10 protein-coding genes and 1 riboswitch are annotated in these 13,123 nt (G+C 70.4%); of the genes, 5 read left to right on the top strand and 5 right to left on the bottom strand.

The window, feature by feature from the left end; genetic code table 11:
* Positions 1 to 33 precede the first annotated feature (33 nt).
* The 5 genes from ACRWND_RS07645 to ACRWND_RS07625 form a co-directional block, all read right to left on the bottom strand.
* Entirely contained in the window at positions 34 to 1,044 is a 1,011-nt protein-coding gene (locus ACRWND_RS07645; RefSeq protein WP_431947287.1) for a ribonucleotide-diphosphate reductase subunit beta, read from the bottom strand.
* A complete protein-coding gene (locus tag ACRWND_RS07640; RefSeq protein ID WP_431947285.1) occupies positions 1,044 to 3,425 on the bottom strand; it encodes a ribonucleoside-diphosphate reductase subunit alpha in 2,382 nt (793 codons plus the stop codon). The genes ACRWND_RS07645 and ACRWND_RS07640 overlap by 1 nt, the downstream gene beginning before the upstream one ends.
* 150 nt (positions 3,426 to 3,575) lie before the next feature.
* Positions 3,576 to 3,652, bottom strand: a riboswitch (cobalamin riboswitch).
* A 307-nt stretch (positions 3,653 to 3,959) separates the two neighbouring features.
* On the bottom strand, positions 3,960 to 5,591 hold the full coding sequence (mctP, locus tag ACRWND_RS07635; protein WP_431947283.1) for a monocarboxylate uptake permease MctP: 1,632 nt from the start codon (positions 5,589 to 5,591) through the stop codon (positions 3,960 to 3,962).
* Entirely contained in the window at positions 5,588 to 5,845 is a 258-nt protein-coding gene (locus ACRWND_RS07630; protein WP_431947281.1) for a DUF3311 domain-containing protein, read from the bottom strand. The genes mctP and ACRWND_RS07630 overlap by 4 nt, the downstream gene beginning before the upstream one ends.
* A gap of 132 nt (positions 5,846 to 5,977) precedes the next feature.
* Positions 5,978 to 6,757 carry a GntR family transcriptional regulator gene (locus tag ACRWND_RS07625; protein ID WP_431947408.1) on the bottom strand — a complete coding sequence of 260 codons (780 nt, stop codon included), beginning with the start codon at positions 6,755 to 6,757 and terminating at the stop codon, positions 5,978 to 5,980.
* Between the two features lie 223 nt (positions 6,758 to 6,980).
* Between ACRWND_RS07625 and ACRWND_RS07620 the strand changes: the two genes are divergently transcribed.
* The 5 genes from ACRWND_RS07620 (at position 6,981) to ACRWND_RS07600 (ending at position 12,847) form a co-directional block, all read left to right on the top strand.
* On the top strand, positions 6,981 to 8,258 hold the full coding sequence (locus ACRWND_RS07620; RefSeq protein WP_431947279.1) for an extracellular solute-binding protein: 1,278 nt from the start codon (positions 6,981 to 6,983) through the stop codon (positions 8,256 to 8,258).
* Positions 8,259 to 8,356: 98 nt separating this feature from the next.
* Positions 8,357 to 9,322, top strand: a complete 966-nt coding sequence (locus tag ACRWND_RS07615) for a carbohydrate ABC transporter permease (protein WP_431947277.1) — start codon at positions 8,357 to 8,359, stop codon at positions 9,320 to 9,322.
* Positions 9,323 to 9,327: 5 nt separating this feature from the next.
* Positions 9,328 to 10,215, top strand: coding sequence for a carbohydrate ABC transporter permease (locus tag ACRWND_RS07610; protein WP_431947275.1), 888 nt, complete (start codon positions 9,328 to 9,330; stop codon positions 10,213 to 10,215).
* Entirely contained in the window at positions 10,212 to 11,735 is a 1,524-nt protein-coding gene (locus tag ACRWND_RS07605) for a glycoside hydrolase family 3 protein (protein ID WP_431947273.1), read from the top strand. Before ACRWND_RS07610 ends, ACRWND_RS07605 begins: the two co-directional genes overlap by 4 nt.
* Before the next feature lie 44 nt (positions 11,736 to 11,779).
* Entirely contained in the window at positions 11,780 to 12,847 is a 1,068-nt protein-coding gene (locus ACRWND_RS07600) for an SIS domain-containing protein (RefSeq protein WP_431947271.1), read from the top strand.
* The last annotated feature ends 276 nt before the right edge of the window (positions 12,848 to 13,123 follow it).

Here is a 13,123-nt window from a genome sequence, read left to right as displayed (position 1 = left end):
GCGGCGACCGCCGTGCCCCGCCCCCGCGCCGGATCAGAAGTCGTCGTCGAAGGAGACCGTGCCCTCGACCGCCACCTGGTAGGCGGAGGCGCGGCGCTCGAAGAAGTTGGTCAGCTCCTGGACGTTCTGCAACTCCATGAAGGAGAACGGGTTCTCCGAGCCGTAGCGGGCGGGCAGCCCGAGGCGGACCAGGCGCTGGTCGGCGACGCACTGCAGGTACTCGCGCATGGAGTCGGTGTTCATCCCGGGCAGACCGTCGCCGCACAGGTCGCGGGCGAACTGCAGTTCGGCCTCGACGGCCTCCTCCAGCATCGCGGTGACCTGCTTGCCCATCTCCTCGTCGAAGAGGTCCGGCTCCTCCGCGCGGACGGTGTCCACGACATGGAATGCGAAGTCCATGTGCATCGACTCGTCGCGGAACACCCAGTTGGTGCCGGTGGCGAGCCCGTGCAGCAGGCCGCGGGAGCGGAACCAGTAGACGTAGGCGAAGGCGCCGTAGAAGAAGAGGCCTTCGATGCAGGCCGCGAAGCAGATCAGGTTGAGCAGGAAGCGGCGGCGGTCCGCCTTGGTCTCCAGGCGGTCGATGGACTCCACCGAGTCCATCCAGCGGAAGCAGAACTGCGCCTTCTCACGGATGGACGGGATGTTCTCCACGGCCGCGAACGCGGCCGCGCGCTCCTCGGGATCGGGCAGATAGGTGTCGAGCAGCGTCAGGTAGAACTGGACGTGCACGGCCTCCTCGAACAGCTGCCGCGACAGATAGAGCCGCGCCTCGGGGGAGTTGATGTGCTTGTACAGGGTCAGCACGAGGTTGTTCGCCACGATGGAGTCGCCGGTGGCGAAGAAGGCCACCAGGCGGCCGATCATGTGCTGCTCGCCGGCGGAGAGCTTGGCGAGGTCGGCGACGTCGGAGTGGAGGTCGACCTCCTCCACGGTCCAGGTGTTCTTGATCGCGTCGCGGTAGCGCTCGTAGAAGTCCGGGTAGCGCATCGGGCGCAGGGTCAGCTCGAAGCCCGGGTCGAGCAGGTTCTTGGTGGGGCTCATCACTGGCAGGCCTCGCAGGATTCGGGGTTCTCAAGGGAGCAGGCGATCGCGTCGGCGTCGGGCGTCGCCTGGGCGGGGACCGGGGCCGCCGCGCGGGCGGACTGCGCGATGCGCGTGGCCGGGCGGGAGCGCAGGTAGTACGTCGTCTTCAGGCCCTGCTTCCAGGCGTACGCGTACATCGAGCTGAGCTTGCCGATGGTGGGCGAGGCCATGAAGAGGTTGAGCGACTGGCTCTGGTCGAGGTACGGCGTACGGGCCGCGGCCATGTCGATCAGGGCGCGCTGCGGGATCTCCCAGGCCGTGCGGTAGAGCGCGCGCACGTCCGCGGGGATCCACTTCAGCTCCTGCACCGAGCCGTTGGACTCGCGCAGGGCGTCGCGGGTCTGCGCGTCCCACACGCCGAGCTTCTTCAGGTCGGCCACCAGATAGGAGTTTACCTGCAGGAACTCACCGCTGAGCGTCTCGCGCTTGAAGAGGTTGGAGACCTGCGGCTCGATGCACTCGTAGACACCGGCGATCGAGGCGATCGTGGCGGTCGGGGCGATGGCCAGCAGCAGGGAGTTGCGCATGCCGGTGGCGGCGACACGGGCGCGCAGCGCCTGCCAGCGCTCGGGCCAGGCGGCCTCGGTCGCGTAGTGGTCGGGGTGCAGCACGCCGCGGGCGGCGCGGGTCCGCGACCAGGCGGGGTGCGGGCCGTGGCGCTCGGCCAGGTCGCAGGAGGCCTCGTACGCGGCGAGCATGATGCGCTCGGCGATCTTCGTGGAGAGCGCCTCGGCCTCGGCGGAGTCGAAGGGCAGCCGCAGCTTGAAGAAGACGTCCTGCAGGCCCATCGCGCCCAGGCCCACCGGGCGCCAGCGCTCGTTGGAGGAGGCGGCCTGGGAGGTCGGGTAGAAGTTGATGTCCACGACGCGGTCGAGGAAGGTCACCGCGGTGCGGACGGTGGCGTCCAGCCGCTCCCAGTCGATGACGTCCTCCCCGGCGCCGGCGTCCTCCCGGACGAACGCGCCGAGGTTGACCGAGCCGAGGTTGCAGACCGCGGTCTCGCCGTCGTTGGTGACCTCCAGGATCTCCGTGCAGAGGTTGGAGGAGTGGATCACCTGGCCGGGCTCGGCGGTCTGGTTGGCGGTGCGGTTGGAGGCGTCCTTGAAGGTCATCCATCCGTTGCCGGTCTGCGCCAGCGTGCGCATCATGCGGCCGTACAGCTCGCGCGCCGGGAGGGTCTTGCGGGCCAGGCCCGCGGCCTCGGCCTTGCGGTAGGCGGCGTCGAACTCCTCGCCCCACAGGTCGACGAGCTCGGGCACGTCGGCGGGGGAGAAGAGCGACCACGTGCCGTCGGTGTCGACGCGGCGCATGAACTCGTCGGGGATCCAGTGCGCCAGGTTGAGGTTGTGCGTGCGGCGCGCCTCCTCACCGGTGTTGTCGCGCAGCTCCAGGAACTCCTCGATGTCCGCGTGCCAGGTCTCGAGGTAGACGCAGGCCGCGCCCTTGCGGCGGCCGCCCTGGTTCACGGCGGCGACGGAGGCGTCGAGGGTGCGCAGGAACGGGACGATGCCGTTGGAGTGGCCGTTGGTGCCGCGGATCAGCGAACCGCGGGAGCGGACGCGGGAGTAGGACAGGCCGATGCCGCCGGCGTGTTTCGACAGCCGGGCCACCTGGTGGTAGCGGTCGTAGAGGGAGTCCAGCTCGTCCAGCGGGGAGTCCAGCAGATAGCAGGAGGACATCTGTGGATGCCGGGTGCCCGAGTTGAAGAGTGTGGGGGAGCTGGGCAGGTAGTCCAGCCGGCTCATCAGGCCGTAGAGCGCCGCGACCTCGTCCACCGAGTGGCTGGTGCGGTCCTCCGCCAGGCCGCAGGCGACGCGGAGCATGAAGTGCTGCGGGGTCTCGATGACCTGGCGGGTGATCGGGTGGCGCAGCAGATAGCGGCTGTGCAGGGTGCGCAGGCCGAAGTAGCCGAAGCGGTCGTCCGCGCCCTCGGCCAGCGCCTGGTCGACGAGGGCGTCCAGGCGTGCGGCGTGCTCGCCCACGAAGGCGGCGGTGCCGTCGGCGATCAGGCCCTCGCGGTGTCCCACCGCGATGGACGAGGAGAAGGAGACCGCGCCCTCGCCCGCCGCCTCGTCGGCGATGGCGAGGGTCAGCAGCCGGGCGGCGAGCCGCGAGTACTGCGGATCCTCCGCGATGAGCCCGGCGGCGGCCTCCGTGGCCAGCGCCCGCAGTTCCGCCTCGTCCGCGGCGGCGCTGCGGCCGCGCAGCGCGGCGGCGGCGACCCGTCCGGGGTCGGTGTCGGGGAGGTCCGCGGTCAGTTCCGTCAAGGTGCGCAGCAGTTCGGCCCCGGTTGAGGCGGGGTCCGATGCGGCGGTGGGTGCGGCGGGCGCGATGGTCACGTGTGCTCTCTCCCTCGTACGGCGGCGACGCGGAGGAGCGACAGGGCGCACGCAGGGCAGGCCAGGACATGCCGCGGCGCGTCCGCCGGCCCAACCCGCGAGGCCCGGACACTTCACCGTCCGGACGGCGCGCCGGACGGGCCGTCGGCAGGTAGCCGGACTCGCGGGCACGCCTCAGGGCGCCCGCTCACCGTTGCGGGGCAGTCCCGGATTCGCACCGGGTTCCCCTGCGGCGACAGCGGAGTTGAGCATACATCTAGTGGCACCCGCTCATGACACCCCCAGATGTTGTGTCGACGCGGTTACGCAGCGACGGGCTCACCGCCGCCGGTCGTGGCCGTCACGGTAGTCGGGGACACAGCCGCGCACAGCGGCGAGGTCTGCCCCGCCGACGCATGGGCCAGGGCTCCGCGTGGGCGGCGACCCCTGCGGGCGTACTGCGGCACACCACCCTCGGGGTGCGGCTCGTGCACATGGCGACGGGCCGCCGCCCCGTCCCAGGGCGGCGGCCCGTGATCGTGGCCGGTGCGGCGGTCAGTGACCGGCGCCCACCGGCGCGTCCTTGCGCACGCCGGGATCGCCGGCGTCGGCGGTGAAGTCGGCCTTGACGGTCTCGTCCAGGCCCTCGGGGGCCTTGAGGGCCCGCAGGACGACGGTGAGGACGACGGTGACCACGACGTTGAGCACGAAGGCGGTCAGGCCGATGTAGCCGATCTGGCCGATGACCGGGATGGTGTCGGAGGAGCCGCCGAAGTGCTTCTGCGTCGGGCTCGCGACGCCGTACGCCACCCAGGTGCCGTAGACCATGCCGACCGCCCAGCCGGCCAGCAGCGCCCAGCGGTGGAACCAGCGGGTGAACAGGCCGCCGACCAGGGCCGGGAAGGTCTGCAGGATCCAGATGCCGCCGAGCAGCTGGAAGTTGATCGCGACGGTCTTGTCCATGGTGAGGACGAAGACCAGGGCGCCGACCTTGACCAGCAGCGAGACCGCCTTGGAGACCTGGGTCTCCTGTGCGGGGGTGGCGTCCGGCTTGATGAAGTCCTTGTAGACGTTGCGGGTGAAGAGGTTGGCCGCGGCGATCGACATGATCGCCGCGGGCACCAGCGCGCCGATGCCGATCGCGGCGAACGCCACACCCGCGAACCAGGACGGGAACATGTTCTCGAACAGCTGCGGAATCGCCAACTGGCCGTTGTAGCCCTTCACCCCGGCGCCGACGCCGCTGGCGAGCGCCATGAAGCCGAGCATCGCCAGCAGACCGAGCATCAGCGAGTAGAGCGGCAGCACGGTGGTGTTGCGGCGGATGACGTCACGGCTGCGGCTGGAGAGCACGGCGGTGATGGAGTGCGGGTACATGAACAGCGCGAGCGCCGAACCCAGCGCCAGCGTCCCGTACGCCCACTGGGCGCTGTCGCCCGGGGCGAGCGATCCGCGGGGGCTGCCGGTGGCGGGGTTGACCTGCTGGTAGGCCTCCCCGGCCTTGGCGAAGACGTCGTCGAAGCCGCCCAGCTTGATCGGGATGTAGATGATCGCCACCGCGATGACGAGGTAGATCAGCGTGTCCTTGACGAACGCGATCAGCGCCGGCGCCCGCAGCCCGGAGGAGTAGGTGTACGCCGCCAGCACACCGAAGGCGAGCAGCAGCGGAAGGTCCTTGATGAACCAGTTGGTCGACTCGCCGCCGCCGACGCCCATCACGTCCAGGACGGCCTGGATGCCGACGAGCTGCAGGGCGATGTACGGCATGGTGGCCAGGATGCCGGTGACGGCGACGGCCAGTGACAGGCCCTTGGAGCCGAACCGCCCCCGCACGAAGTCCGAGGTGGTGACATAGCCGTGCTTGTGGGAGACCGACCACAGGCGGGGCAGGAAGGTGAAGATCAGGGGGTAGACCAGGATCGTGTACGGCACGGCGAAGAAGCCGGCCGCGCCCGCCGCGTAGACCGCCGCCGGCACCGCCACGAAGGTGTAGGCCGTGTACAGGTCGCCGCCCAGCAGGAACCAGGTGATCCAGCTGCCGAAGCTGCGGCCGCCCAGGCCCCACTCGTCGAGGTGCAGGGCGTTCTCGGCCTTGCGCCAGCGCGCGGCCAGGAAGCCCAGGACGGTGACGACCAGGAAGAAGAAGATGAAGACGGCGAGCGCGACGCCGTTGACGCCGTCCTTCACTTCGCCGCCTCCTTCCGTGCCCGCTCCTCACGGCGGACCAGGACGTACGCGATGTACGTCAGTCCGGAGGACAGGAACACCCACAGCATCTGGTACCAGTAGAAGAAGGGGATGCCGGCGAACTCCGGGGTCAGCTTGGCGTACGAGCCGACCCAGAGCATGGCGAGGAAGGGGATGACGAGGCAGAGACCGGCGATCACTCGGGTGGGGGTGACCACCGGTGGCCGTTCGGAGGTTCCGGATGGTTCGGACATTGCTACGGCTCCGTCCTGATCTTTTGCTCCGCTGTAATGCGCAGGCAATCTAGGGTCAGGACGGGACTCGCGTCACTACCCGCCTGCATTGCGTTATGGAAACGATCGGCGGGACCGGGAATCCGGTCGGCGTCAGGGGCGTTGTAGCCGCGCGACGAACTTGTAGCGGTCGCCGCGGTAGACCGAACGCACCCATTCCACCGGTTCGCCGCCGGTGTCGATCGAGTGCCGGGACAGCAGGAGCATCGGCAGCCCCACGTCCGTACCCAGCAGGCCCGCCTCGCGCGGGGTGGCGAGCGAGGTCTCGATGGTCTCCTCCGCCTCTGCGAGCCGGACGTCGTAGACCTCGGCGAGCGCGGTGTAGAGCGAGCTGTACTTCGCCAGGCTGCGGCGCAGCGCGGGGAAGCGCTTGGCGGACAGGTGGGTGGTCTCGATGGCCATCGGCTCGCCGTTCGCCAGGCGCAGGCGCTCGATGCGCAGCACGCGGCCGCCGGCCTTCATGTCCAGCAGTCCGGCGAGCCGGTCGTCGGCGGTGATGTAGCCGATGTCGAGCAGCTGGGAGGTCGGTTCGAGGCCCTGGGCGCGCATGTCCTCGGTGTAGGAGGTCAGTTGCAGCGCCTGGGACACCTTGGGCTTGGCGACGAAGGTGCCCTTGCCCTGGATGCGCTCCAGTCGGCCCTCGACCACCAGCTCCTGCAGCGCCTGTCGCACGGTGGTGCGCGAGGTGTCGAAATCGGCGGCCAGGGTCCGCTCAGGGGGCACCGGTGAGCCGGGTGGCATCGTCTGGGTCAGTTCGAGCAGATGGCGCTTGAGGCCGTAGTACTTCGGCACCCGCGCGGTCCGTCCGGCCGCGGCCCCGGTGGCCTGCGCGGTATCCGTCACCGCTGCGCCGGCCTCGCCGTCGGTCCCCATCGCCTCTGCTCCCGAGTGCTGTCGTGCTGCCGTCACCGGTTCCTCCGTCATTCGCGGCTCACATGGTGGCACGGCCGGGGCCCATGTCGCGTTACGAGCCCAGATGTCGGTCCGGTAACGGACGCGCCCGGTGCTCTGGTACACCCTTGACACCCCCAAAGGTCTAGGCCAAGCTTCGGGCACTGGTCTACACCACTGAATTCGCTGCCCTGGGGAGGGTGTTGTGAAGCGCAAGCTGATCGCGGCGATCGGTGTCGCCGTCATGGTCGCCGGCGTTGCGGCCTGCGGTTCGGACGACAAGGGCTCCGCCAAGGCCGCGGCGCCCAAGGAGATCACCGTCTGGCTGACGGTCGACGCACAGAAGAACTGGCCGGAGCTGGTCAAGCAGGCGGACGACGCCTTCGCGGCCAAGCACAAGGGTGTCAAGGTCCGCCACGAGTACTACGAGTGGACCGCCAAGAACCAGAAGCTCGACGCCGTCCTCGCCACCAAGAACGTGCCCGACGTCGTGGAGATGGGGAACACCGAGACGCTCGGCTACCTGGTGAAGGGCGCCTTCGCACCCGTCGACAAGAGCAGGTTCGAGAACTCCGGCGACTGGCTGGACGCCCTCGAGGGCTCCGTGACGTACAACGGCAAGACCTACGGCGTGCCCTACTACGCCGGCGCCCGCGTCGGGACCTGGCGCAAGGACGTCGCCAAGGCGGCGGGCGTCACCAAGACGCCGACCACCTGGGCCGAGTTGACCGACGCTCTCGACAAGATCCAGCAGAAGAACGGCGACACGTTCTCCGCCTGGTACCAGCCCAGCCGCGACTGGTACACCGCACTGGCCTTCGTCAAGGACGCCGGCGGCGACGTCGCCAAGGAGGAGGGCGGCAAGTGGACCGCCACCCTCTCCGACCCCAAGTCCGTCGAAGGGCTGAAGACCTGGAAGTCCGTCCTGGACACGTACTTCCACGGCGACAAGAACAAGGACGAGTCGGACCGCTACATCGTCTACGGCCAGGGCAAGTCCGCGCTCATCTACGGCGCCAGCTGGGAGGGCGGCGCCGCCGCAGACCCGAAGACCGACAAGACCGGCAAGCTGAAGGACAACCTCGAGACCTTCGCGCTGCCCGGCCCCAACGGCGAGCTGCTGCCGAACTTCATCGGCGGCTCCGACCTCGTCATCCCGGCCAAGTCCACCGCGCAGGACCTCGCCGCCGACTGGATCAACGCCTTCACCGACAGCGCCGCCCAGAAGGTGCTGATCTCCAAGGGCAACCTGCCCAACGCCACCTCGCTGCTCGCCCCGCTGATGGACGACCCGGCGACGGCGGCCTCGGCCCGGGCCAACGAGAACACCTGGTTCGTCCCGACCGCCCCCGGCTGGCTGCAGGTCGAGAAGAAGCAGATCCTGCAGAACATGCTGAACGACATCGCCGTCGGCAAGGCCTCGATCGAGGACGCGACCAAGTCCGCCGACGAGCAGATCAACGCGGTGATCAACGCCGGCTGACCGGCACACGGGCAACACAGTGACCGACGCCCGCCGGCCGCCCCAGGGCGGCCGGCCCCGGCGCGACGCCAGGGACTGGAGTACCCGAGGAGCACATGATGAGTGCCGTTGACACACCGCTGGACGAGGCGCCGCGCCCGCGGCCGGCGGGAGCGGGCCGCGGGCCCCGCCGCTTCGGCGGAGCCGCCCTGCCGTGGGCGCTGCTCGCGCCGACCATCGGCGTCCTGCTACTGGTCCTCGGCTATCCGCTGGTCAGGCTGGTCACCCTCTCCTTCAAGCAGTTCGGGCAGGCCGAGCTCTGGCAGGGGCTGCCCGGCGACTGGCAGGGATTCGCCAACTACACCCGCGTACTGGGCGACGAGGTCTTCTGGGGCGTCGTCCTGCGCACGCTGCTGTTCACCCTCGCGGCGGTGCTGCTCACGCTCGTCGTCGGCATGGGCGTGGCGCTGCTGATGCAGCGGGTCTCGCCCTGGGTCAAGGCGCTGATCAACATCGTGCTGGTGGCGAGCTGGGCGATGCCCGTGGTCGTCGCCATCACCGTCTTCAAGTGGATGTTCGACAGCGACTACGGCGTCCTCAACTGGCTGCTCAGCCGGCTGCCGGGGGCCGACTTCAGCGGCCACAACTGGTTCACCGACACCAAGCAGGGCTTCCTCGTCATCACCCTCATGGTGGTGTGGGGCGCCATCCCGTTCGTCGCCATCACCCTGCACGCCGGCCTCACCCAGGTGCCCAGGGAGCTGGAGGAGGCCGCCCGTATGGACGGCGCCGGGCCGGTCAAGGTCTTCCGGCACGTCACCCTGCCGGTACTGAGGCCGATCATCGTCATGTTGACGACGCTGTCGGTCATCTGGGACATGGGCGTCTTCCCGCAGGTCTTCCTGATGCGCGACGGACACCCCGAACCCGCGTACCAGGTGCTCACCACCTACTCCTACGACCAGGCCTTCGTCTCCAACGACTACGACGCGGGCGCGGCCATCGCCGTCGTCACGGTGCTCCTGCTGCTCGGGGTGATGGCCGTCTACATGCGCCAGATGCTGAAGATCGGAGAGGTGGAGTGACGACCATGCTCGAGACGGCTCCCGCCGAGAGGGCGCCGGCGGCGGCTCCGGCCGCGCGTGCCGCCCGGCGGCACCGGCGCGGCGGGCGGACGGTCTGGAACCTGATCGGCCTGCTGGTCGTGTCGGTCTGCGGCTTCCCGGTCTACTGGATGCTCAACACGGCGTTCAAGCCCGCGAAGGACGCCATCGACCCCGACCCCAAGTTCTTCCCGACCAGCCTGTCCTTCCAGAACTTCTCCGACGCCCTGCAGGTCGGCGACTTCTGGGGCGCGGTCGGCCGCAGCCTGATCGTCTCCGGCTGCACCGTCGGGCTCGGCCTGGCGATCGGGCTGCTGGCGGCGCTGGCCATCTCCCGTTTCGTCTTCCGCGGCCGCAAGGCGGTGATCGTCGCCATCCTCGCCGTGCAGATGGTGCCGCTGGTGGCGATGATCATCCCGGTCTTCCTGCTGCTCAACCAGATCGACCAGATCGACAGGCTGAGCGGGCTGATCATCACCTACCTGACCTTCGTGCTCCCCTTCACGGTGTGGACGCTGCGCGGATTCATCGTCAACATCCCCAAGGAGCTGGAGGAGTCGGCCTTGGTCGACGGCTGCACCCGCATGGGCGCGTTCTTCCGGATCGTCCTGCCGCTGCTCGCCCCGGGTCTCGTCGCCACGTCCATCTACGCGTTGATCCAGGCCTGGAACGAGTACCTGTACGCGATGCTCATCATGAGCCAGGAGCACCAGACGGCCACCGTGTGGCTGGGCAACTTCGTCACCTCGCGGGGCACGGACTACGCGCCGATGATGGCCGGTTCGACCATGATGGGCATACCCGTGGTGATCTTCTTCCTGCTGGTGCAGCGCAAGGTCGCCGCCGGACTGACCGCCGGGGCGGTGAAAGGATGACCGGGAGCTTGAGCCACACCCACGACGGCGCCGCGGACACCGAGGTCCTCGTCCGCGACGCCCTCACCGTCCTGCAACCGGGCTTCCACGGCACCACCGCCCCCGAGTGGCTGCTGCGCAGGCTCGCCGAGGGACTGGGCTCCGTCGCCCTGTTCGCCCGCAACATCGAGTCGCCCGGACAGCTCGCCGCGCTCACCGCGCAGCTGCGCGCCGTACGGCCCGAGGTCCTCGTCGCCGCCGACGAGGAGGGCGGCGACGTGACCCGGCTGGAGGCCCGCCGCGGTTCCTCCTTCCCCGGCAACCTCGCCCTCGGCGCCGTCGACGACACCTCCCTGACGCGTGACGTCGCCGCCGCCCTCGGCCACCGGCTGGCAGCCTGCGGGATCAACCTCAACTGGGCGCCCTCTGCGGACGTCAACTCCGACCCTCGCAACCCGGTCATCGGCGTGCGCTCCTTCGGCTCCGAACCGGCGCTGGTGGCACGGCACACCGCGGCCTACGTCGAGGGCCTGCAGTCCGCCGGGGTCGCCGCCTGCACCAAGCACTTCCCGGGCCACGGCGACACCTCCGTCGACTCCCACCACGCCCTGCCCCGGGTGGACGTCGGCCGGGACACCCTGCACGCCCGCGAACTCGCCCCGTTCCGGGCCGCGCTGGCGGCCGGCAGCAAGGCGGTGATGAGCGCGCACATCCTCGTGCCCGCACTCGACCAGGACCGCCCCGCCACCCTCAGCCCCGCCGCACTCACGGGACTGCTCCGCGACGAACTCGGCTACGACGGCCTGATCGTCACGGACGGCATCGAGATGCGCGCCATCGCCGACACCTACGGCGTGGAGCGCGGCACCGTACTGGCGCTCGCCGCCGGCGCCGACGCCATCTGCGTGGGCGGCGGCCTCGCCGAGGAGGAGACGGTAGTCGCCCTGCGTGACGCCATTGTCGCGGCCGTACGCGACGGCGCCCTGCCCCGGGCCCGGCTCGCCGACGCCGCCGCACGGGTGCGGAGCCTGGCCGCTTGGGCGGCCGAGCGCTCCGCTGTGCGGGCGTCCGCGGAGCCGGACCCCGGCATCGGCCTGGCGGCGGCACGCCGCGCGCTGCGCGTGACCCGCACCGACGGCCACCTGCCGATCACGGGGCCGCCCTACGTCGCCGCCTTCACCCCGGTCGCCAACATCGCCGTCGGTGACGAGACCCCGTGGGGCGTCGCCGCCGAGCTCGACCGGCTCCTGCCGGGCACGGTGACCGGGCGCTTCCGCCAGTGCGACGCCCTGACCGCACAGGTGCTGAGGGCGGCGGGGACTCGTAGGATCGTCGCAGTGGTGCGCGACGTGCACCGCCATCCCTGGATGGCCGAGGCACTGGGCTCGCTGCTCGCCGACCGCCCGGACACCGTGGTGGTGGAGATGGGCGTACCCCAGGCGCCGCCCTCCGGCGCGCTGCACATCGCGACCCATGGCGCCGCCCGGGTGTGCGGGGTGGCGGCAGCGGAGGTCATCGCGGGCAAGGCGGCCGGCGACTGAGGTCCGCCGTTGCCCGTCCGCACGGATCACCTGGAGGCCCGCAGATGTCCGTCCCGACGCCTACCGGCCGGCCGATGCCGGGCCGGATCATGGCCGGAGAGATGGCCGAGCAGCCCGCGGTGCTGCGCCGCATCCTCGAGGAGGGCGCCCCGCGGATCCTCCGGACGGCTCGGGAGATCGCCGCGCGCGGGCCGCGCTTCGTCCTGCTCACCGCGCGCGGCACCTCCGACAACGCGGCCCTGTACGCGAAGTACCTGGTGGAGGTGGTCCTGGGCAAGCCCGCGGGGCTGACCTCGATGTCGACCACCACCGCGTACGGCGCCCGCCCGGACCTGACGGACTGCCTGGTCGTCACGGTCAGCCAGTCCGGCGGCTCACCGGACCTGGTGGCCTCCACCCGGGCCGCGCGCGAGGCCGGTGCGATCACCCTGGCGGTCACCAACAACCCCGGCTCGCCACTGGCCGGGGTCTCCGAGTTCCACATCGACGTGCTGGCCGGCCCGGAGAAGGCGCTGCCGGCGACCAAGACGTACACGGCCGAACTGCTCGCGCTCTACCTGTTCGTCGAGGGGCTGCGGGGCGGCGACGGCAGCGCCGCCAAGGTCCTGCCGGAGCTCGCCGAGCAGATCCTCGCCCGCCATGACGAGGTCAGGGCGCTCGCCGCACGCTACCGCTTCGCCGAGCGGCTGGTGCTCACCTCGCGCGGCTACGGCTACCCGACCGCGAAGGAGGCCGCGCTCAAGCTGATGGAGACCAGCTACGTGCCGGCTCTGTCCTTCTCCGGCGCCGACCTGCTGCACGGGCCGCTGGCCATGGTCGACAACGTCTTCCCGGTCATCGCGATCGTCACCGAGGGCAGGGGCGGCGAGGCGCTCCAGCCGGTGCTCGACCGGCTCCGCGACCGCGGGGCCGACCTCGTGGTCATCGGCAACCGGGCGGCGGTCGAGGCCGCCTCGGCGGGCTTCGTCCTGCCGACGGAGAAAGTCGCGGAGGAGGTGCAGCCGATTCTGGAGATCCTGCCCTTGCAGATGCTGGCGTACGAGGTCACGATCGCGCGGGGCCAGGATCCGGATGCGCCGCGGGCGCTCGCGAAGGTGACCGAGACGCGTTGAACGGGGCGGGGCGCCGGGTGGGGAGCTCCTGGGGGTCACTTCGGGCCGCGGCGCCGGGACGGGACCCTCAACCCGCCCAGCACCGCAGCCCGGAGCTGCCGTCGGCCCGTGACACGCGGGGTGTGCGGTTCCCGCGGTCCGTGAGAGCCGACCGTGAGGCCTGGCGCAGTCAGGGCAGAGAGCGCCCCGGCCTCGCTCCATCCTTCTGTGCGGGAAGGACGGAAGTCGGTCGTGCGTCAATTCTGGACTAGACCACTCCGTCTGTCCATAAGATGA

Origin of the sequence: Actinacidiphila sp. bgisy167 (assembly GCF_965342175.1) — a bacterium.
Lineage (GTDB): Bacteria > Actinomycetota > Actinomycetes > Streptomycetales > Streptomycetaceae > Actinacidiphila.
The sequence above is the reverse complement of the archived record's forward strand: the minus strand, read 5'-3'. Positions and strand labels throughout refer to the sequence as shown.